Below are 21,781 nucleotides of genomic sequence, written 5' to 3'. Positions count from 1 at the left end.
GAGCCTCCCTTACCGAGGTCGGATGCGAAGCAGCGAATCGCGCAGCACGGCGGCCGACCGCGGATAGAAGATCGGGGTCGGGCCGCTGAGCTGGAAGTACGAAGTGTCGTGACTGAGGATGCCGAGGGAGCTGACGCCGCGACCGCTGGCGTTCAGCATGATGACCTGCGGTCCAATGACGACGGTTCCGCCCGTCTCGCTGCGCACGGAGAGCTGCGCGGTCGCGCCCGCCTCCACCAGGGATGCCCCGGGTTGGCGTTGATCGTGAGGACCCAGCCAGATCCCGGCGACGCCGGTCTCGTCGACGCCGAGATCGAGCCGCACCCTCCCCAACTCGTCCTCGACCACGAAGCGACGCGCCGCGATGGTATCGTTCCGCGCCCTCGGACCGGGCGTGCGGGGCAGCCAGGCGAACAGCGCGACGAACCCGATCGCGAGGACCAGCCACAGCGCGACGATGACGCCCCACAGCCCGCGAATCTGCGCGCGGAGACGTTCGATCTCGGGATCGCGGCCGTGCGCGTCCACGTCAAGGCCAGACGCGGCGCTCGACGGCAGGAAGCGCCAGGTCCGCGCCCCGCATGAAGACGCAGTCCGGACGCACCGCGGGCATCCAGTAGGGCAGCTCTTCCAGCGTCTCGCACTCCCACACCACGGCGTCGCCCCATGCTCCCGGATTCAGGTGGCCAACCCGCTCTTCGAGACCCAGAGCCTTGGCGGCGTTCCAGGTGATCGAGAGCAGGGTCTCGTCGGCGTCGAATCCGCACAGGCGCGCCGCGAGCGCGGCGCACTCGAGCAGAGACTGGGCGGGCGCGGTGCCGGGATTGAAGTCGGTGGCGATCGCGACGCGCGCGCCGCTCCGGCGCAGCTCCGCCGCACGCGGCAGCTTCTGTCCCAGCGTGAGCGCCGCCGCCGGCAGCAGCACGCCCACCGTTCCCGAGCGTCCGAGCGCTTCCCAGTCCTCGGGCTCCGCCGATTCGAGATGATCGACCGACAGAGCCGAGAGCTCCGCCCCGAGCTTCGCACCGCCGATGCGCGCGGTCTGCTCGGCGTGGAGCTTGATCCCGAGTCCGAGCTCCCGGGCGCTCGACAGCAGCGCCCGGCATTCGTCGACCGTGAAGGCGACCGGATCGCAGAACGCGTCGACCGCCTCGGCCAGTCCCCGCTCGCGGATCTCGGGGAGGATCTGCTCGATCATCTCCTCGACGTACGCCGCGCGGCGGTCCCGGAATTCATCCGGCAACGCGTGGAGAAGCAGCGCCGTTCTCTGCACGCGCACCGGGACGCGCTGCAGCGCACCGCGCACCACTTCGAGCAGCCGCACTTCGCGCCGTGGCGTGAGCCCGTAGCCGGTCTTGACCTCGACCGTCGTGCATCCGTTGGCGCGCCAGCGCTCGAGGCGCCCGCTGAGGTTCCTTTCGAGCACGTCGTCGCGCTCGGTCGTCGTCGCCGCCACGGTCGAGCGGATGCCTCCGCCCGCCGCCGCGATCGCCGCGTAGCTCTCGCCGGCCAGCTTCCGCTGCAGCTCGCCCGCGCGATGACCGGCGAAGATCATGTGGGTGTGGCAATCCACCAACCCCGGGGTCACCAGATGGCCGTAGGCACTGATCGGCCGGGCTTCGCCGTGCCGGCGCATCAGATCCGGGGCGGGACCGACCTCCTCCACCCGTCCATCGCGGAACACCACCGCGCCCCGGTCGTAGCGCACGATGCGCTGTCCGGCCGGATCGGGCGTGACCACCTCGGAGGTGTTGTGGAGGATCACGTAGGCGGTGCGACCGGCCACCGTCTTGTCGTAGGGCTCGCTGCGGGGCGTGACCGACATGATCAACGCTCGTCCGTGATGCCGGGGAGGTTGAGATCGGAGCCGCGCGCGAAGTCGATCGCCTGGCGATAGCCGGCATCGGCGTGACGCATGACTCCGGTTCCCGGGTCGTTGGTGAGCACTCGCATCAGCCGCCGATCGGCGGCGGCGCTGCCGTCGCACACGATCACCTGGCCGGCGTGGATCGAGTTCCCGATCCCCACACCACCGCCGTGGTGGACGCTCACCCATGAAGCGCCGCTCGCGACGTTGAGGAGCGCGTTGAGGATCGGCCAGTCGGCCACCGCGTCGGTGCCGTCCTTCATCCCTTCGGTCTCGCGGAACGGCGAAGCCACCGATCCGGCGTCGAGGTGGTCGCGACCGATCACGATCGGCGCCGAGAGCCGGCCCTCCCGCACCATGCGGTTGAAGCGCAGCCCGAGCCGCGCGCGCTCGCCGTAGCCCAGCCAGCAGATGCGGGCCGGCAGCCCCTGGAAGGGGACATGCTTCCGCGCCAGCGGGATCCAGCGATGAAGCCGCGCGTCGTCCGGGAACTCCTCGAGTGCCGCGGCGTCGGTGGCGTCGATGTCCCGCGGGTCGCCCGAGAGCGCGGCCCAGCGGAAGGGCCCCTTGCCCACGCAGAAGAGCGGACGGATGTACTCGGGCACGAACCCGGGGAAGGAGAAAGCCTGCGGGTGCGGCAGGCCGCCCTTCTCGGCTTCGCCGCGCAGGTTGTTGCCGTAATCGAACAGCACCGTGCCGCGCGCCTTCATGGCGAGCAGCGCGCGCACGTGCTGGACCATCGAGGCGCGCGCGCGCCGCACGTGCTCCTCCGGATCGCGCACCCGCAGCTCGGCGGCCTGCTCGAGGGTGAGTCCCGCCGGAACGTAGCCCGCCAGCGGGTCGTGCGCCGAGGTCTGGTCGGTGGCGACGTCCGGGACGAAGCCGCGCTCGGACAGGGCGGCATGCACCTGCGCCGCGTTGCCGATCAGCGCCACGCTCAGGCCTCGCCGCTCCCGTTTCGCTTCCTCGGTCCAGGCCAGCGACTCTTCGATCGAGTGGGTCAGCCGGTCGCAGTATCCGGTCTCGACCCGGCGCCGCGCGCGGGACTCGTCGACCTCGACCGCAAGGCACACGGCGCCGTTCATGGTCGCTGCCAGCGGCTGGGCGCCGCCCATGCCGCCCAGTCCCGCGGTCAGGACCACGCGTCCGGCCAGCGAGCCGCCGAAATGGCGCGACGCGCATTCGGCGAAGGTCTCGAACGTGCCCTGCACGATGCCCTGCGAGCCGATGTAGATCCACGAGCCCGCGGTCATCTGCCCGTACATGATGAGCCCCTTGCCCTCGAGCTCCCAGAAGTGCTCCCAGGTCGCCCAGCGCGGCACCAGCAGCGAATTGGCGATCAGCACGCGCGGCGCGTCGGCGTGGGTCTTGAACACGCCGACCGGCTTGCCGGACTGGACCAGCAGCGTCTCGTCGTGCTCGAGGCTCCGCAGCGAAGCCACGATCTGATCGAAGGCCGCCCAGCTCCGCGCCGCTCTTCCGGTGCCGCCGTAAACCACGAGGTCATCGGGGCGCTCCGCCACCTCGGGATCGAGGTTGTTCATCAGCATGCGCAGCGCGGCTTCCTGGATCCATCCCTTGCACGACAGCGACTGCCCGCGCGGGGCTCTGACCGTGCGGCTCGCCACCGGATTCATGACGCGAGCACCTCCTCGGCGAGGCGCATGGGCCCGCGTGACAGCACCCAGCGGGCGATGGTCTCGCACGGACCCGAGAGCGGCCGGTCACCGTCGGGCGAAGGCACGAGCCGCCGCACCGCTTCGTACAGCCGCTCGGTGCCCGCGCCGGCCGTCAGTGGACGGCGAAATTCGAGCGCGCGACAGCCGCACAGAAGCTCCATGGCCACCACGCGCGCCGTGTTCTCGACCACCTGCCGCAGATGGCGCGCCGCAATCGGCGCCATGCTGACGTGATCCTCCATCCCGCCGCCGGTCGGAATCGAATCGACCGTCGCCGGATGACAGAGCACCTTGTTCTCGGACACCAGCGCGGCGGCGGTGTACTGCGCCATCATGTAGCCCGACTCGAGCCCCGGGTTCGCAGTCAGGACCGCGGGCAGCTCGGACACGCGGGCGTCGGTCAGTCGGTCGGTGCGCCGCTCGGAGATCGAGCCGATCTCGGCCACCGCGATCTTCAGATAGTCGGAGACCATGCCGACCGGCTGCGCGTGGAACAGGCCCGCCGAGATCACCTCCCCGCCCGGCAGCACCAGCGGGTTGTCGTTCACGCCGTTGATCTCGATCTCGAGCTGGTCCTCGACGTGGGTCAGCGCGTCCCAGGACGCGCCCATGACCTGAGGCACGCACCGCAGGCTGTAAGCGTCCTGGATGCGCCCGCACTCGCGATGCGACTCCACGAGCGCGCTCCCCTCGGCATACGCGCGCAGCCGGCGCGCGGCTTCGAGCGCGCCGCGATAAGGCCGCAGCGACTGGACGTCCTCCCGCGCGGGCTCGAAGGAGCCCATCAGCACCTCCGTCGAGAGCGCGGCGGCCGCGATCGCCGCCTCCCACACCGCGCGCGCGTCGGTGCACGCCAGCACGGCGATGGCGGTCGAGAACTGGGTGCCGTTGATGAGCGCCAGTCCCTCCTTGGCTTCGAGCGACAGCGGCTGCAGGCCCGCGCCGCGCAAGGCGAGCGATGCCGGCATGCGGCGCGTCTCGCCGTCGTCGCTCCCGCTCAGCCAGGCTTCGCCTTCGCCGATCAGCGCCAGCGCCAGATGCGCGAGCGGCGCGAGATCGCCTGACGCGCCCACCGAGCCCTGAAGCGGAACCACCGGCGTCACGCCGCGCTCCAGCATCATGAGCAGCGCGTCCACCAGCTCGGGGCGCACCCCGGATCGCCCGTGGACCAATGACGCGGCGCGCAGCAGGATCATGGCGCGCGACACTTCGGGAGGCGCTTCGCCGCCGACGCCGGCGGCGTGGGACCGCAGCAGATTGAGCTGCAGCTGCCGCACCTGGTCCGCGGGAATCCGCTGGTCCTTGAGATCACCGAACCCGGTATTGACGCCGTACACGGCGCGCCCGTTCTGGATCGCTTCCTCGACCACGGCGCGGCTCGTCACCATCCGCTGCCGCGCCTCGCGGGCGAGGCGGACCGAGGTGCGCCCGCGCGCCACCGCCACCACGTCCGCCAGCAGCAGCGGGCGCGCGCCGAGCTCGATCAAGCGCCCTCCGTCACCGGCTCCGCCGGGCGGCCCTTTGCGGCCAGGAACGTGGCCGCTGCCGCCGCCAGCAGGGCGGCGCTCGACATCGGCTCGGGCGCGACCGGAAGGGCATCGAGGAACGGCCGGCGATAAGAGGCGGTGTGGAAGCGCGGATCGCACACCACCAGCACGCCCCGGTCGTCTGCCCGGCGTATCAGCCGGCCCACACCCTGGCGAAAGCGCAGGACCGCTTCGGGGAGGGCGTCGTCTCGGAACGGATCGAGGCCTCGGTCCATCAAACGCTCGCCGCGCGCCTCGACCAGCGGATCGTCGGGGACCGAGAAGGGGAGCTTCGCCACCACCAGGATCTCCAGGGATTCTCCGGGAAAGTCGACACCTTCCCATAGGCTCTGGACGCCGAGCAAGATCGCGCCGCGCTCGGCGCGGAAGCGCTCGCTCACCAGACTTGCCGAGCCGTCCCACTCCTGCGCGATCAGCTTGCGACCGGCGGGCAGACGCTCGCGCAGACGCTCGCGCGCGCGCCGCAGACGTTCGTGCGCGGTGAACAGCACCAGAATGCTGCGTCCGGTGTGCGCGGCCAGCTCGCTGACGACGTCGGCCACGCAGTCCGACTCGTCGCGGCCGCGATCGCTCCAGGCGAAGGCGCGGATCTGCTGATCGAGCGGGAACGGCGATGGATACGATCGCGTCTCGCACACCACCTCGCGCTGCTCCTTGAGACCCAGCCGCTCGAGCGCGAAGTCGAAGTCGCCGCCCGCCGACAGCGTCGCGGAGGTGAGCACCGCCGCCCGCCCGGCCAGGAGGCGCCGCGCCGCATCGCCGACGGTGATCGGCGAGCCGTGGAGCTCGACGCCGCGGCCGCCCGCGCTGCGCCAGTAGACCCATCCGCGATCCGTCGCCTGCGCGACGTTCTCGAGATCGGCGCCGAGCGCGCTCCACACCATCGACGCGTGCTCGAGCTCGGCGGCCAGCGTGTCCGGCGCGGCGACGTCCCTCGGGATCTCGGGATCACTGGCGCGATGGGACCAGCGCGCCAGGGTGCGGGAGAAGCCCGCGCAGTGGGACAGCACCAGCTCCAGGGGCTCGAGGTTCGTTCCCAGCAGCTCGCTCGCCGAGCGATACCGATCCCTGCGTCCATAGCGCGAGTCCGACGCTCCCTCGGGCTCGACCTGGGAGAAGAATCGCTCGACGTCGTCGCGACAGCGGGCCACCTGCGCCGTGGCCTCTTCCACCTCGCGCGAAAGCTCCGCCGCCTGAGCGTCGTCGAACAAGGGCAGGAAGAAGCCTCGCATGCGCGCCGCCAGGCCTCCGGCGCCGCGGCGTCCGGATCCGATCAGTCGCAACGCTTCCTCGAAGCGGTGCCGCGAGGCCGAGCGCTCGAGCTGAGCGAGCAGCACGCCCTCGAGGCGGTGCGCCTCGTCCACGACCAGCACGTCGAACGGCGGCAGCACGTCGGATCCCGCGGCGAGCGCGAGCAGCGCGTGGTTCACGACCAGCACCTTGGCGTCGGTCGCCCGGCGCCGCGCCCTCACCCAGAAGCACTCGCGCCCGCGCCGGCAGGTGGCCGTGGTGCACGCGGCGGGATCGGCGCCGAGCCGCCCCCGCAATCGCTGGAACGCGTCGGCGTCACGCGCCGGAAAGCGATCGAGGTCTCCGCTCTCGTCGCGGCTCGCCCAGCGGCGGAGATCGTCGAGCGTCTCCTCCTCGCCGGCGCTCTCCCCGCTCGCGACGTCGAGCGCCTGCGGGCACAGATAGTTCTGCTTGCCCTTCAGCCGCGCGCAGGGAACCGACCAGCCGATGGCTTCGAGCAGAGCCGGAAGGTCCCGGTCCACGAGCTGGTCCTGCAAGGACTTGGTGCATGTGGCCACGACCACGCGACGGTCGGACTCTCGCGCGGCCAGAATGGACGGCAGCAAGTAGGCGAGCGATTTCCCGATGCCGGTCGGAGCCTCGGCGAGCAGCACGCCGCCCTGCTCGAAGGCGCCGGCGATGTCGCGCGCCAGCTCGCGCTGCGCGCCGCGATCCTCGTAGCCCGCCCAGCGCGCGGCGAGCGGACCTCCCGGGCGCAGCAGCGAGTCGACGCGATGCGCCAGGGACAACGAGGCCCTCCTCAGAACTGGGTGACGAGTCTCACGTGGAGCTTGCCCTCGACCGGGGGCCGGCCGGGTTCGAGGCCGTAGTCTACACCGACCAACCCCGCCGGACTCACGACGCGCATCCCGATTCCAACGGCGTCGTGGCTCACGGTCTCGGCATGCGAGCCGGTCGAGTCCGGCAGCCGGGTGAACGTCCACACGTGGTCCCAGAATCCGGCGAGATGCTGACCGCCGGGTCCGGCGAACCAGCGCCACTCGAGACGCGACAGCACGAACCGATCCACGCGGAACGCTTGCTCATCGAAGCCGCGCAGCGTGCTCGCGCCGCCCAGCGGATAGCGCTCGTAGACGCCGAGAACTCGCTCCGAGCCGAAGCGGCCGGCGCCGCTCAGCTCCCACGCCATGCCCATGTGGCGCGTCAACGGGACGTTCATGTCTGCCAATCCGTCCGCCGAGCTGAGCGTGGTCTTGCGCGTCCCGTTCCCCAGGTCCTCCTTCTTGAAGGTCTGGGACGCGCCGATGCGCAGCCGCGTGCCGCGGCGCGCGATCAGCGGCGCGTCCCGGCCATCGCGCTCGAGCCCGAACAGAGTGGACTGGGCGTCGACCTCGGTGTCGCTCGCGGTCTGATCGATGACGTGATCCTGCTCGTAGCCGGCTTCGAGCCGCTCCCGGCCGGGGAGCAGGAACGACAGGCGGGTGGACCAGCGCGCGCGCAGGAACAGCGAGTCCTCACGCTGATGCTCGAGCATCGCCTCGAAGCGCAACGGCGCCCCGAGGAGAAGCGGCTCCACGTACCGCGCGGACAGCGCCTCACCCGGCTCGCCGCGCGATTGCCAGGTCGCGGCGAGCGAGCGGCCGCTGCCGGCGAGGTTGCCGAGATCGACGCGCAAGAGGCCCGCCAGGCGGCCTTCGCCCTGGGACGCGACCGCGCCTTCGAAGCGGTTGTACGCCGGCTCTTCGACACGGTAGACCAGTCGCGCCTTGGTCCAGTCGCTCTCCCCTTCCAATCCGTCGTAGACGACGCTGCGGAACAGACCGAGGCGCATGAGCCGCTCGCGTCCGGCTTCGGCGGATGCGGGATCGAAGGCACGACCCGCCAGCGGACCCACGGCCCGCGTGGCGAGCCCGGCGCCGGTGACCTTCATGCCTTCGAATCGCACCTCCGACACCGTGACCCGCGGTCCCAGCGAACCGCCGAGACGCACGCGCGCGCCCAGTCGATCCCACTCGAGCTGACTGACGACGAGCTGCGCATAAGGGTGGCCCTTGGCCGCGGCATGACGGACCGCCTCGCTCAGCGCATCGTCGAGCGCCGTGGTCGATGCCCAGTCTCCGATGCCGATCTTCAGGGCCGAAGCGAACACCAGGGACTCGGCCGCCGATGGCGTGTCGATGGCCAGGCTCGTGATCCGGTGGCGATCGCCGCTCTCGGTGTCGACCTCGAGCCGCGGCCCCGCCGCCGCGCTGTCCCAGCGGGCATGCGCGCGCGCGTCGAGGTATCCGGCCGCCTGCAGACCGCTGACCAGCTTGCGCAGCGCCGTCGCCAGCGCCGCCGAGTCGCCCGGCGCGCGCAGCGCCGGCGCGAACAATGCCTCGGCCTGGTTCCGGCTGAGGCCGCCGCCGCGGTACTCCAGCCGCGGGGTTGCCCGTGCGGAGCTCGCGATCGAAACGAGCATGAGCGTCATGAAGATGAGCGTGGTCTTCATCAGAAGAATGCCCTCGCTTCGGCGCGCCCTTCGTGCTCGGGCGGATGCCCCTGGCGGTCGCGGGTGACGTACGAGAGCCCCAGCGTGGTCTGATTGCCCACGCGGTAGTCGAAGCGGGTGGAGGACTCCCACCGCATGACGCCGAGCGGGTCCGCGGTCGGCAGCACCGGACCGATCAGCGGGCCCGACGCGAGCGTCCGGCGCACGCTGGTCTCGAGTCGCCCCCGCCGCAGCAGCGACACGCCCAGCTCGGGCCCGAACTTCAGCGTGCGCGACCACGGCGCGACACTCTCCGCGTCACGGGTCCACGCCAGATCGGATACCAGCGCGGCGCGCCAGTTGGCGCCCGGCGTGTAGGCGATCTGCCCCAGACCGCCGGCTTCGTCGATCGTGCGCTGGAACGACGCGCCGCCGGCGGCCTGCTCCGCGGCCTGGCGGCGGGCCCTCCCCTCGACCTCGATCGTCCACCCCGCGAGCGGACGCGCGCGCACACGCGCCTGGCCGATCCGGTCGTCCTGGGTCTGCGCGAAGTTGGTGTAGCTGCGGTCGGCAGTCACCCGCCGCTCGAGACGCAGGCGAAACGCTCCCCACATCGCCCCTGGCGCCAGCTCGCCCTCGAGGCGCTGCGTGACCGCGCCCCGCGAGAGATCCGGGTCGCCGAGGACGGCGGCGGGCGAGAGCCAGACGTCTTCCGGCCGCAGCGGACCGCGGCGTCGTGCGTCGGTCTCGACCACCAGCTCGGTGCGCGAGCCCTGCCAGGTGCCGGAGACGGCGGGCTGCCACGCCAGACGCACGCTCGCCGCCGCGCGCGCCACCTGCTCCAGTCCCGGGCCCACCACGACCGCGAGCGAGTGATCCCCGCGCCCTGAGCCCACGAAGTTACCGAGACTGTCGTAGGCGCCGATCCCTTCGCCCACGAACGCCACCTGCCGGCTGCGCTCGCTCTCCCCTTCGCTCGTGATCTCGAGACCGATGGCGCCGGTGGCGCCGCTCCCGGGATCGTTGGCGGACAGCCGCGCGCTGGCGAGGTCGCTGACCGTGCGGGCGACGGCCGCGATCGGGACCTGCAGGCGGTGCTGCCACTCGAGCGCGGTTCCCCAACGTCCGCCATCCGGAGTCTGCAGCGAGACGCGGGTGCTGCGGGTCTCGTACTGGTCTTCGTAGCCCGCGGCGCCGAGCACAGCGTCGCGCCGCACGCCGAAGCCGCCCATCAGCCGCCACGGGATCCGGCTTCCGCTGCGCAGCTCGGCGTTCAGCTCCCGCGAGAGCGCGCCATTCTTCGCCGTGTCGCTGGGCGTCCAGCGCTCGTCCCATTCGGCCCGCACCAAGGGCTCGAGCCAATTCAGCTTGAGGCCGAGATCCGCGCCGGCACGCTCGCGGCCGCCTTCACGGTGCACGCGATGCGGATCTTCGCCGTCGGCGCGCTCCCAGCGCGCGCGCGTCGTGAGTCGCGACACGCGGTCCCAGGTGGCCGAACGGCGGAAGGACTCGAACCCCTCCACCGTCTTCATCCACCCCGCGGTGCCGCGCAGCTCACCGCCGAATCCGGGGCGGAAGAAGGCGGTGCCCTCGTGTCGGGTCTGCCGCTCGAGGCTGGCGCTCGGGTCGAGTCCCCAGTCCTCCTGCGCGAACGGCCGCTCGAGCGGCGCGAAGGCCGCGAAGCTGCGCTCCACCGTGCGGCTCGAGGCGCCGAGCCCAAGCGTGCCTCCGAGCCATCGCGGCGAGCGGCCTTCCAGTGCCAGGCGCGCGGTGCCCGCGCGTCCCCAGTCGTCGCCGTCGTCGCGAGTCGAGAAGGTGTTGCGATCGAGGCGCGACATCGCGCCTTCGAAGTCGACGCGCAAAGGTCCCAGCGTGGTGCCGCCGGCGAGGTCGTAGAGCTGGTGCGAATCAGGCAACGGCAGGCGGCGCCCCACCTTGAACGGCCCCTTCCCAGGCCCGACGTAGCGATAGGTGACGCGTCCTGCCACCTGCGCCGAGTCGGCGTAATCGCCTTCCAGAGGGCCGACCCGCGCGAAGCTCACCGCGAAGTCACCCGAGTCGGGCCCGGCAAACGCGAAGCGAGTCCCGAGCGAATCGGAGACCAGATCGTAGTCTCCGCCCCCCGGCCGCACGCCCGAGCCGAGCGCGTCCCCCGTGGAGTCGCCCGCGGCGGCCAGCACCAGGCGATCCGCGGCGTCGAGTGCGGCCGCGATCGGCCGGCCGCGATCGTCGCCCTCGGTGATCACGCTGCCGTTGAATCGCCACCTTCCCTGGTTCATCCCGAACGTGGCCGCGGCGAGATTGCGATGGAAACGGTTGACCGTGATCTGGCAGTCCACGGTGATGCGCGACGAGGATCCGATCGGTCGCCGGTTCGTGAACGTGATCTGGGCGCGCTCGTAGTCCATCGAATAGTCGGCGCCTTCGCCGCGCACGAGCCGCACGCCGTCGAGCGTCACGATCTCGCTTCCTGCGACCACCGCGATCCCGGTTTCCCCGTTCAGCCCGGTCAGGTCGTAAGGGCCCTGGCGGCCTTCGATGCCGTAGAACTGCTGGCGCCGGAACTCGCCTTGCGCGCTCGCCGCGGCCCCGACGCCGGAGAGCCCGCCCTGGTTCCATTCGCCGCGCACGCCCTGCAGTCGCCGCTCGATACGCGCGAACTCCCCGCGGTCGAGCCCGAGTGCCACGTCTCCCAGCGCGGCTCCGCCCTGAGGCGCGCGCAGCTCGATGAGCAGGCGGTCGAGCGACTGAAGGTCACGCGTGCTGCCCGTCGCGGTCAGCGGCGTGTTGCGATCCGAGAGCACGCCGGTCAGCTCCACGCCGGGCGCCAGGCTGCCGCTCACCGTGAGATCGAGCGACTGACGAAGGAACGCGTCCTGCTCGGAGCCGAAGTCCACCGCGATGGTCTTGTTGCCCTGGATCGCGAGTCCGATCCCGGCCGGCGCCTCGGTCGTCGAGCGTGGGATGCCCGGCCGGGTGGAGATCATCTCCAGCGAATCCGCGGCGGCGCTGTCTGCGGTCGCGCCACGGGCCGGCCGATACGTGGCGTACTGAGAGGCGAGCGCGGGCGGATCGACCAGGCCGCACACGCGGACCCAGAGCGTCTCTCCCGGGGTCGGCGGTACGCGGAGCCTCAGCACACCGCGCGTGCGCTCGAGGCCGTAATCCTCGTCCCTCACCCAGGCGCGCGAGGTGGACCACACCGAATCACCGCTCGCGCTGAGCAGGCGCCGCGGCAGCGGATAGATCACCTGATCGGAGCGCTGGACCACGACCAGCGTGCCGCAGCCTGGATCGTCGACCGTGGCCGCCCGCAGAGATCCGCACGGCACGGCCGCCGCGCAAAGGGCCGTGACGAGCCAGGAGGCGCGGCGCATTCTCAGGGCTCGTTGGGCGCGGTCAGCTCGAAGCGCCGCACCTGCGCAGGATTCCCTTCCGCCACCAGCAGCGTTCCGTCGGGAGCGAACGCCAGCGCCTTTGGGCGCGAGAGCCCGCGCTGCTCGGCGAGGCGCCGGCCCTGCGCGTCGAAGACCCACAGTGTGCCGCTCGTCTCCTCGGCGACCGCCACGCGGCCACGTTCGTCCACCGCCACCGGCAGGCTTCCCGCGCCGCGGGGCTTGATCGGCAGCGGCCAGGACTGGATCGGCCGCCCGTCGGCATCGAGACGCTGCACGCGCGCGTTGAGCCGCTCGGTCACGATCAGCTCGCCGTGCGGCGCCGCGGCCAGCGCCCCCAGCCCGCGGAATGACCCGACCCGCGATCCGAAGTTGCCCACCGTGCGCATCAGCCGGCCGGAGGTATCGAACACCAGCACCCGCTCGCGCGCCGGATCGGCGATGAACAGGGCGCCGCCACGGTCGGTGGCCATCCAGGTCGGGTCCACGCGGCCGGTCTGGCGCTCGAGCTCCTCGCTGGCGAGATCGAGACGCGTGCCCTGCAGCCGGCCGAACAGGTCGTAGACCAGCACGCGGCGGTTCTCACGATCGAGCACCGCCATGTTCGCCGCGCCGAGCGGCGCCACCGACCCGGGCCGGCGAAGCTGGCCCGCGCTGCTGCCGAGGGCCCCGGTCTCGCCCAGCCACTCGCCCTTCTTGTCGAAGCGCTGGACCCGATGGAGCTGCGAGTCGGTCAGCCAGATGCGGCCGAAAGGATCCGTGGCCACGCCCGCGACCTCCACCACCTCGCCGTGACCGTCCCGAGGCGGCGTCAGCACTCCGCGCGGAACCAGGCGCGTCGCGGACGCGGTGTCGACGCGCGCGGAGTCGGTTCCGGCGGGCGACGGGATCGCCGCCGAATCCGCGGCCGCCAACATCAGGATCAAAGGAAGGATCGAGGCCAATGGGCCTCCTCGACGATGCGCTAGTACTGGACTCTCACCCCGAGTCGCATCGCCGTCGGGTCGCCCATGGTGGGACCGTACTCGATGCGCCAGGTCTGCTTGCGGGGCTTGGGCGGCGCCGGATGGCGCACGTAACGTGCGGCGTGGATCGCGCTGACCAGTCGATTCGCGATCGCCAGCCCGAGCATAGCGTTGGCGCGCAGCGCGGCGCGGTTGGTCTGCTTTCGCTCCTCGCTGTAACGCACATAGGACTCGTAGCTGTCCCATGCCCAGGTGTCATCGCCCTGCAGCGAGTGCTTCTCGATGTACGCCCGGTATCCTTCGATGTCGTAATTGTCCGGATCGGAGAGATACTGGTTGGCCGCGTCGCGATAGACGACGAGCCGGTTGTATTCCTCGCTGCTCGCGTAGATCCCGACCACGCGGCGGAACTCCTCGTTGCGGCCATCGAGATCGATGCCGGCATAGATCTGCGCGGTGTGCTCGTAGGACAGGCGGCGCATCGACTCTTGCACGCGAAAGGCCACGAACGATCCCCAGATGCCGGCCTCGACCACGCCGAAGACCTTGGCCGACGTGCTATGGCCGAGGCTCGCCTGGCCCCAGCCCGGCACCGTCAGCGACTGGAGGAGGATCCGTGCTCGATCGGCGTTGAGCCCGGACCCTTCCTTCGCCGGCTCCGGGGTCGTCTCGGCGCCGACGGCGATGTCGGGCGAAGTGCGATCGAGCGCCAGCCGTGAGGCGCCGATCTCGTTGGCATGGACGGGTCCCGCGATCAGGCCGATCACCCAGCACCAGCGAAGCGCTCTCACCTCAGAACCTCCTCAGCACGGTGACCATCATCTCGGGGCGTCCTTGCTTCCAACCGCCCTTGGCCTTGAGCTCGAGGCCGTGTCCAAGCGCCTTGTTGTGGATTCGCGCCAGCCGCAGCGCGTCGAGCGCGGCCACCACGTGGTTGATCCACAGCCCGCTCTCGGCGATGTGCGACTGCGTCAGTTTGCTGTCGGAGCGGTCACGCAAGTCCCTGAACTCCGCATGCGTCGCGGACGCCGACCAGCCCTGCGCGTACTGAGGATCGTTGGCGATCGCTTCGTCGAACGCGTCGGGATCCTTGGCATAGAGCGCGCGCAGCACGAGGTCCTCGCCTTGGGTCGCCTCGTAGCGCGCGAATGACCACGAGCTGGCGCTGTCGGTCGGCACGCCCGCGAGCAGACGGGCCTCCTCGCGGAGATCCTCCGCGCTTTGCTTGGTCGAGTGCCATCCGAGCCAGCCCAGCACCTCGACGGCCGCGAAGGCCAGGCCGCTCCAGGGGCGCCCGGCGTAGGCCTGTCCGGTGCCCGGCGCGGTCGCGGAGAAGATCATGGCAGCGATCTCGGACTTGCCGTCGGTGATCAGGGTGACGCCGGAGTCTCCGACGGCGGGCCATTCCCGCTCGATCGCTCGCTGCGCCAGGATCAGCTCGGGCTCGGCCGCTCCGTCCACACGCGGCAGCGCGAGCGGGGACGCCCAGCGCGCCGCGTCCACCGTCGCGGCGTGCGCGGCGCCCTGCGTGCACGCGATCAGCACGATCACGAGCGCGCTTCGCGTCATCGCAGCACTCCGACCAGCACGGTCTCGACGTGATCGCTGGTGGCGCCCTTGAAGCGCAGCTGCGCCAGATAGAGTCCAGCGGGCGCACGGCCCGGGTCCCAGATCTCCACATTGTCCGCGCGCCGGCCGGTTCGGGTGAAGCTCGCCACCTCGTGCCCCGAGGTGTCGAGGATGCGGACTTCGACGTCCGCCGGCTCCGTCAGCCGGTACGCGAGCGAGACCGGTCGATTGCGCGCCGGATTGGGATAGGCCTTGAGCGAGCCCTGCACGAGCGGTCCGGTGCTCGGAGCCCCCGCCGTCGGCGAGAGTGTCGCCGGAAGGGTCGCGGTGCGCCCGGGATCGCCGCCGGCCATGGGCCAGATCAGCGCCGGGCTCCCGCCCGGAGCGACCGGCGCGTCCGGCAGCGTGTACGCGTAGAGCGTGCCGAAGCGGCTCGAGATCTCCGAGCGCAGACTGTCGGGGACGATGCGGTCTGGTGCTATGACTTCCAGTCGTCCGTTGCGATCGAGATCGGCCGCCACCGGCGAGCCCGTGGCACCCGCACCGGTCGCGAGCGGCCAGCCTTCCGGCACGCCTCCCCTTCCGTCGAAGGCTGCGAGGATGCCGCTGCCGTTCATCGCCACCACGTCGGTGCGGCGGTCGCCGTTGACGTCCACGCCGAGGGCGGGACTCTCGGTGCGGAACGGCTCCCTCGTTCCCGGACGCGGCCAGCCGGGAGATGGCTTGCCCGACTGGTTCCAGAAGCCGACTCCGGACTTCACGCTCTGAGCGAGGACTTCGGCGTAGCCGTCGCCATCGGGATCACCCGCGCCAATGCCGGTGACCAGCGTGTCGCCGACATCGCCCCAGCCCGGGAGCGGCGTACCGTTGGCGCATAGGGCCCACAGGCGATCGGCATGATGGACGATCAGCGTGCGACCCTCGCTGCACGTCGAGGACCCCGCAGACGGATTGCCGCGACCGTCGAAGTCGATCCACAGGAACTCGGGCTCGAAGCCGGGGCCTCCGAGGTTCGGATTGCCGGTTCCAAAGGGCAGCATCTGCTGGCCGTTGTCGTGTAACACCATCACCTGGCCCGTGGCGCTTCCTGCCGCGACCAAACGTCCCGTGACCCCGGGAGGCTGCGCATCGACCGCGAGCCTTCCAGCAATGCCGCCGAGGATCGCGGCACCCGGGGCGCGGACGGTTCCGTCGAGCGCGATCGCATAGACACGTCCGTCCGCGGCGCCGACGTAGACCGTCGCGTTCGGGAACACGCCGGCAATCACCGGTGGCGTGGTCACGATCGACGGCAGCGCGGCCGGCCAGCCGGGAAGCACGGCGCCATGGTGATCGAGCAGGTACACGCGCCCTCCGGCGCTGCTCGTGTCCGAGCCGTCGGCATAGGTCGAGACCGCGAAGTACGAGGGCCCGACGAACTGCCCCGGCAAGCCCAGGTCCTGGGTCGGCAGCGCCGCCATCAGAGGCCGTGGACGGCGATCCAGCCGCGCGAACACCGCGGTGGAGTCGTTGATCCCGACGCCGGTCTTGCGCAGCGCGAACAAAGCGTTGCTGTCGGGACTGTCCGTGGCGCCTCCCGCCCAGCACACCTCGAGGTCGCGGTCGCCGTCGGCATCGACGGCCAGCAGCAGCGGACCGCCCGGAGGGAAGTCGGCCGCCGCGGGCCAGCCGTTCAGCAGCCAGCGCCGGCGCGCCGCGAAGCGCATGACCGGGCCGGGATCGTCGAGCACGTCGATGCGCATGTGGGGATGCGTGCCGATGTGCGGCTTGAGCGGCGGCACCGTCGAATCTGCGAGCACGGGGTTGTTCGACCGGAAGTAAGGATCGAGCGGACTCCCGAGGAAGTAGCTCGGCGAGCCGGGATCGCCCAGGTCCGCGAGCCCATCGGCTTCCACCACCGAGATGCCGGGCCGGATCGGATTCGAGTTGAAGCCGAAGTCGGGGTTCATGCGGAAGGCGGTCTCGAACGGGATCACGCTGGCGTCGATGTGCCAGACGAGCAGCCCGGGACCCGGCACCAGCGCGTCGTACTCGTAGCGATCCGGACTCTTCGGCCCCAGCACGACGCGCGACGTCGAGTCCTGGTCGAGCTCGATGACGTTGCCGGGAGCGATCGCGCGGTTCTCGAACAGGAGGTACTCGTCGCTCGTGAGATAGATGCGGCGCATGTCCGGATAGCGCTCGCTGGCTTGCACCATGGTGGTCTCGCCGAAGGCCGGCTCGGCGAAATGGAGGATGTCGGTGGTGAAGAAGCGCTGGAACGGATCCACGCTCGGCGGCAGCAGTCCGGTGGCGAAGATCTCATCGCCGTTCGGCAGCCCGACCGGCGAGCCGGTGAGGTTGCCGCTGTCCATCAGGCTCCATAGCCCCACCACCGGATAGCCGGTGGCGATGTTGTAGAGGTCGGACATGCCGAAGAGGTTGTGCCCGTTCTCGTGGGCGATGACGCCGTTCAGCGCTCCGTAGAAGCCGTCCTGGTTGGCGGTCTCGGGCACGACCGCGGCGCGGTCGATCGGTCGGTTGGTCGAGTCGGGCTTGAAGATCACGACGTCGGTGTCGGCGACGCCAATGGTGAACGATGGGATGTCGAGCGGACTGTCTCCGCGCAGGTCGCTCTGGAAGTCGCTGCCGGCGTGAACCAGCATGAAGCGGTCGAAGGTGTCCCAGGGAATGGGATCGTTGAGCTCCACGGCCTGGGAGTCCGCGGCGAACAACATGGTCCGGAACATGTGGACGGCATCGCGATAGATCTCGCGGCTGAACTTCCACGGACCGAAGTCGGCCATGTCGGACACCGAGTACGCCCCGTTCCGGCTCCGCGGCCAGACCTGGCCCTCGACCACCACGCGGCCATACGACTGCGCGTGGAAGTAGCGCTTCAGCGCTTCGAGGTGCGCGGCGTAGAACGCGCTGTCGTGAGGCGCGCGATCGATCGGCGGCACGGTGCTGTCGGGCGCGGAGAGATCGAAGCGTCCGTCGCCGGTGGTCTCGCTGCCGGCGCGGTCGGCGAGGAAGTCGATGCGGATCAGCGCGAGGCGAATCGTGTCGGGCGGCGTCACCGTATCGGCCAGGGCTCGGGCCAGCGCGGCCGCTCCCTTGATCGGATCGGGCTCGTGGGGATTGCGCATCGGGCGCGCGGCGCGCCAACCCAGCCGTCGATTCGCGTGCGGCGACCAGTCGACGGAGGGTGCGCTCAGGTGGTGGGGAATGGACCGCCAGTGATCGACGCGCGCCTGCTGGACGGCCGCGCGGCGCGCCAGCACCTCGGAAGGCTTCACCGACGATGAGGGGGGAGCCTCGCGACGCAGAACCAAACGGCCGGAGGAGTTCCCTTCAACTCCTCCGGCCCACGACACGAGACAACCAGCGACCAGACACAGGAATGTGGTGACGCGCAAGATTCTTGCGAAGCTCCGCCCGACCTTAGAAGCGATAGCCGATCGTGATCTTTTGAACGTTGCCGAGGTCGGAATCCTTGGCCTGCGGGATGCTGCCCCAGTCCACGGTGAAGCCCTTGAACTGGACGCCGATGCCGTAGGTCATGTCTTCGATCTCACCGAGAGGATCCGAGTAGTAACCGAGACGCCCGGCAACCTGGTCGGCGTAACGGAACTCCAGTCCGCCGTGATACGTGCGAAAGTTGTCGGTGACGAGAGACTGGTTGAAGTCGGACGCCAGGACGAGCGCGTAGTTCTTGGCCGAGATGGCTTCCCACGAGATTCCGGTCTTGACGTTGCGACCCAGAGGATCGGCCTTGTCTTCGTTGAGGAACGCGACGCTCGGCCCCAGGTTCTGCACGTTGAGACCGAGGTTGATCCGCGCCGGCTGGATCCGATACAGGGCCGCGAGGTCGAGACCGAAGGTCGAGCCGACGCCCGACTGATCGCTGGGCGCCAGCTGGATGCGGATCCACTTGAGCGAGGCGCCGACCGAGAAGTCCTCGAACACCTGCGTCCCGTAGTAGATCGCCGGCGAGAATTCGTTGGATCCGAAGGTCCCGGTGGGATTGCCCGCGTCGTCCGATCCCTCGCTCTCTCCGTAGGAGAGGAAGACGATCCCGACGCCGAAGGCGCCCCAGCCCTCGAGCGGGTGGACGAAGGTGAGGTAGTTGTAGTTGACGTCATCGGCCAGCCCGGGAACGAGCTGGGCGTAGGTCAGCTCGACCCCGGAACGGCCCACGAGCCCGAGAGCCGCGGGGTTCCACCAGGTAGCGCCGGTCGGATCGTCCGCCAGGGCGACACCGGCGGCGCCCATCCCGTTCTGGCGCCCGCCCGGCTGAATGTCGAGGGATCGGCCGGTTCCCTGAGCGTGAGCGCCGGCCGCCAGGCCGAAGCTGAAGAGAACGGCCAAAGCATTGATGGCAAATCTCATGGAACATCCTCCAAGCACAAGGTAGCCCCTGGCGGGCAGTTCGGACATCGCATACTACACCGGCCCCCGTCCGGCGAGTTCAAGCATTTTTGACCATGCCGTTACCTACCTTCCGACGACCACGAACCGCCCCACGGACTCGGCCGACTGGCGCTGAGCCTTGTTTCCCGAGAGCCCAGTGAACACCTGAGCCTTGAAGAGATAGGTCCCCCGGGCCAGCGGCTCGCCTTCGGCGTCGAGGCCGTCCCATGGGATCTGGGCCTGAGCCAGACCCCGCTCCGAGCGCAGGCTCCGGATCATTCGCCCCGAGACCGTGTAGATCTTGAGCAGGACGTCCACCGAGTCGCCCGGCGCGTCGATCACGAACTGCCCCCCTCCCCCCTGACCTCCGGAACGGATCGGGTTCGGGAAGAGGATGATCCGCGTGACCTGAAGCGCAGGCGAATCGGTGACCTCGAACTCGATGGCCGCGCTGCTGCGGTGGTCGGCGGCGGTGATGCCGGCCGCGAGGTTGTCGGCGGCGCTCACCCGGATCCGATGGAGACCCGGCGAGAGGTTGGGAAGCGTGAAGAGAGCGACTCCGGACTGATACGAATTTCCGGCATAACGGAAGCTCGGAGTCACGTCGTAACGCTGGGTCGAGCTTTCGTCCACGGTGACGATGATCCCGTTCTGCGGCGAATTGCCGGTGATCAGGATGCCGCTCTCGTCGAACAGGTCCACGCGCAGCACGGCGTCGGGACGCACCCGCGTGGATCCGCCGACGAACGACAGCTGGATGCGCGGACCGGTGACATCGCCGGATGGAGCCGTTCCCGCGGCCACGATCATCGAGTCCACGCCGGCGCCGTCCGTGACGTTCGTACCGCTTCCCACGGTGACGACCGGGCGCGCGCGCCCGCGCGGGCCGAGGCGAGCATCGATCGGCATCACGAACCGTGTGGAGAAGAGCCCGCCGGCCAGCGACACATCGCCGCGGAAGACCGGTGAGGCGCGGAAGGGATAGGCGCAGTTCGCGAGGCACTCGGGCAAGGTATCCACCGGCGCCGAGTCCTCGATCAGCACGTGGGCGAGCCCGTCGAGCGTGACCTGGCTCCCGCCCGGACGGTCGAGCAGCCGCCCGTTGACCTTCATGGTCTGGCCGCGCTGCACGGTGGTCACGGGATTGCCGTCTTCATCGGTGACGGACGTCTCCACCCAGAGACGTGGGAAGTTGGGTCGCAGCGCCGCGTCCCCCATCACCTGATACTTCTGGTTGTTGGGGTATCCGGTCTTGGCCACCAGCAATCCTTCGGCGAGCGTGGCCTCGTACTGGCCGGTCGCAGGGGTGCCGTCGGTGGTCGTCGTGTCGCGGGCGAAGAGCTTGAGAAACAGGTCCAGGTTGAGCTTGGCGTTCTGGTTGCTGAGCGCCAGCTCGGTGGCCGACACCACGCCGACCGCTCCCCCATTGGGATTGAAGAGCAGGCGCTCACCCAGGCCCTGACCCGTCGTGCTGTTGAACTTTCCGACGTCGCACGACGCGGCCACGAAGATCGTGAGCCGTTCGCGATTTCGCAGCCGATCGGCATCCATGTCGAGGAAGACGCTCTCATCGGCCAGCTTGAATGGGCTGCCATGGCCGATGTAGTTGCTCAGCACCACCCCATTCTCGATGAAGTCGATGATGTCCTGCTTGGCCTTGGGCTTGGTCTCACCGACGTCCGGGTAGGTGTGGAGGTAGACGTACTTGCGGTCGAACGACGGCGGCACCGCCTCCACGTCGAGGCGGACCGTCTGCTGCATGTGGCCCCAGCCGATGGGGTCGACATTGCTGCCCTGCTCGTTGTCGTCCGCGATCAGCATCACTCGGGCGCGCCACTCGTCGAAGGGCGCATCGCGCTCGTAGAACTGCAGCTTGTCGCGGACATAGGACAGCGCCTGTGCGGCGTTGGGCGCGGGAATGCGGCCTCCCAGGAAGTCGGGAATCACCCGGATGGGGTCGTCCACGTTGAGCAGCCAGTCGTCGGTCGCGTACTGGCGCTGCACGAACAGGTCGAAGCCGCCTTCGTAGGACGGAACCAGCGCGCCAGGTTCTCCAGGCGGCGCGGCTCCGGTGATGTTCTTGAAGTCCGACGAAGCGTCTCCGAGCAACGTCACGAACGTCGGATATTTGTTCCAATTGAATTTGACCGCCCTCAGGAAATTACGAATGGCCGCGGGATCCATGCGCCCTCCCGAGAACTGATCGTAGAGCGCCGAGATGGGAACGCTCATCGTGTCGTAGGGCGCCGGGATCCCGACCAGAGGCAGGTGATTGTTGCGCCAGCCCGCCAGCGACTGCGCCGCGGTTCCGAAGCGGTCGTAATAGATGAGCAGATAATCGGCGCCCGCCGGCGGTCCCGAGCGAAGGTTGGCGCTCGATCCCGCCGCGTCGAACACGTCGGTATTCGGTGGCTTGATGATCCGTGATCCCGACTCGTAGTCGGGCAGGATCCGGTAACGATGGCGCCCGCTCTCGATCCGATTGAAGCGCAGCCGCCGCCCGCCCGCGACGGTGGCGACCTCAGGAGAGAGGATCTCCACCGGGGCATAGGGATCGGTGACGTCGAAGATCCGCAGCGAGTCTCCTGCGACGGAGAAAGGCCCGATCTCGTAGACGTAGCGTCCGCCCGCCGAATCCGACTCGAA

General features: G+C 70.0%; 13 protein-coding genes. All 13 read right to left on the bottom strand.

The window, feature by feature from the left end; all coding sequences use genetic code 11:
• Positions 1-9: 9 nt before the first annotated feature.
• On the bottom strand, positions 10-528 hold the full coding sequence (locus VFQ05_11425) for a hypothetical protein (GenBank protein ID HET9327377.1): 519 nt from the start codon (positions 526-528) through the stop codon (positions 10-12).
• 1 nt (position 529) lies between these two features.
• The gene (gene hutI / locus VFQ05_11420) at positions 530-1,825 is read right to left on the bottom strand and encodes an imidazolonepropionase (protein ID HET9327376.1); all 1,296 of its coding nucleotides are present in this window, start codon (positions 1,823-1,825) and stop codon (positions 530-532) included.
• 2 nt (positions 1,826-1,827) lie between these two features.
• On the bottom strand, positions 1,828-3,504 hold the full coding sequence (gene hutU, locus VFQ05_11415; protein ID HET9327375.1) for a urocanate hydratase: 1,677 nt from the start codon (positions 3,502-3,504) through the stop codon (positions 1,828-1,830).
• Positions 3,501-5,033, bottom strand: a complete 1,533-nt coding sequence (gene hutH, locus VFQ05_11410) for a histidine ammonia-lyase (protein ID HET9327374.1) — start codon at positions 5,031-5,033, stop codon at positions 3,501-3,503. Before hutH ends, hutU begins: the two co-directional genes overlap by 4 nt.
• Positions 5,030-7,132: a helicase C-terminal domain-containing protein gene (locus VFQ05_11405; protein HET9327373.1), complete on the bottom strand. Its 2,103-nt coding sequence runs from the start codon at positions 7,130-7,132 to the stop codon at positions 5,030-5,032. The genes hutH and VFQ05_11405 overlap by 4 nt, the downstream gene beginning before the upstream one ends.
• Before the next feature lie 11 nt (positions 7,133-7,143).
• Complete coding sequence (locus VFQ05_11400; protein HET9327372.1) at positions 7,144-8,835, bottom strand: BamA/TamA family outer membrane protein; 1,692 nt, start codon at positions 8,833-8,835, stop codon at positions 7,144-7,146.
• Positions 8,835-12,191: a hypothetical protein gene (locus VFQ05_11395; protein HET9327371.1), complete on the bottom strand. Its 3,357-nt coding sequence runs from the start codon at positions 12,189-12,191 to the stop codon at positions 8,835-8,837. Before VFQ05_11395 ends, VFQ05_11400 begins: the two co-directional genes overlap by 1 nt.
• A 2-nt stretch (positions 12,192-12,193) precedes the next feature.
• Positions 12,194-13,153 carry an NHL repeat-containing protein gene (locus VFQ05_11390; GenBank protein ID HET9327370.1) on the bottom strand — a complete coding sequence of 320 codons (960 nt, stop codon included), beginning with the start codon at positions 13,151-13,153 and terminating at the stop codon, positions 12,194-12,196.
• Between the two features lie 20 nt (positions 13,154-13,173).
• Entirely contained in the window at positions 13,174-13,965 is a 792-nt protein-coding gene (locus VFQ05_11385; GenBank protein ID HET9327369.1) for a hypothetical protein, read from the bottom strand.
• Between the two features lies 1 nt (position 13,966).
• Positions 13,967-14,743 carry a hypothetical protein gene (locus VFQ05_11380; GenBank protein ID HET9327368.1) on the bottom strand — a complete coding sequence of 259 codons (777 nt, stop codon included), beginning with the start codon at positions 14,741-14,743 and terminating at the stop codon, positions 13,967-13,969.
• On the bottom strand, positions 14,740-18,021 hold the full coding sequence (locus tag VFQ05_11375) for an FG-GAP-like repeat-containing protein (protein HET9327367.1): 3,282 nt from the start codon (positions 18,019-18,021) through the stop codon (positions 14,740-14,742). The genes VFQ05_11380 and VFQ05_11375 overlap by 4 nt, the downstream gene beginning before the upstream one ends.
• A gap of 145 nt (positions 18,022-18,166) precedes the next feature.
• A complete protein-coding gene (locus tag VFQ05_11370) occupies positions 18,167-19,114 on the bottom strand; it encodes a PorV/PorQ family protein (GenBank protein HET9327366.1) in 948 nt (315 codons plus the stop codon).
• 105 nt (positions 19,115-19,219) lie between these two features.
• Positions 19,220-21,781: C25 family cysteine peptidase (locus tag VFQ05_11365; protein ID HET9327365.1), on the bottom strand; the 2,562-nt coding region annotated here is incomplete at its 5' end.

The organism is Candidatus Eisenbacteria bacterium (assembly GCA_035712145.1).
GTDB lineage: Bacteria > Eisenbacteria > RBG-16-71-46 > RBG-16-71-46 > RBG-16-71-46 > DASTBI01.
Note: the sequence above shows the minus strand (reverse complement) of the source record. Positions and strands in the feature narration are given on the sequence as shown.

What these genes read in the sequence shown, in the direction of transcription:
- VFQ05_11380 (HET9327368.1), bottom strand. Translation starts at nt 14,743, where the DNA reads ATGACGCGAAGCGCGCTCGTGATCGTGCTGATCGCGTGCACGCAGGGC.
- hutI (HET9327376.1), bottom strand. Translation starts at nt 1,825, where the DNA reads ATGTCGGTCACGCCCCGCAGCGAGCCCTACGACAAGACGGTGGCCGGT.
- VFQ05_11370 (HET9327366.1), bottom strand. Translation starts at nt 19,114, where the DNA reads ATGAGATTTGCCATCAATGCTTTGGCCGTTCTCTTCAGCTTCGGCCTG.
- hutU (HET9327375.1), bottom strand. Translation starts at nt 3,504, where the DNA reads ATGAATCCGGTGGCGAGCCGCACGGTCAGAGCCCCGCGCGGGCAGTCG.
- VFQ05_11400 (HET9327372.1), bottom strand. Translation starts at nt 8,835, where the DNA reads ATGAAGACCACGCTCATCTTCATGACGCTCATGCTCGTTTCGATCGCG.
- VFQ05_11395 (HET9327371.1), bottom strand. Translation starts at nt 12,191, where the DNA reads ATGCGCCGCGCCTCCTGGCTCGTCACGGCCCTTTGCGCGGCGGCCGTG.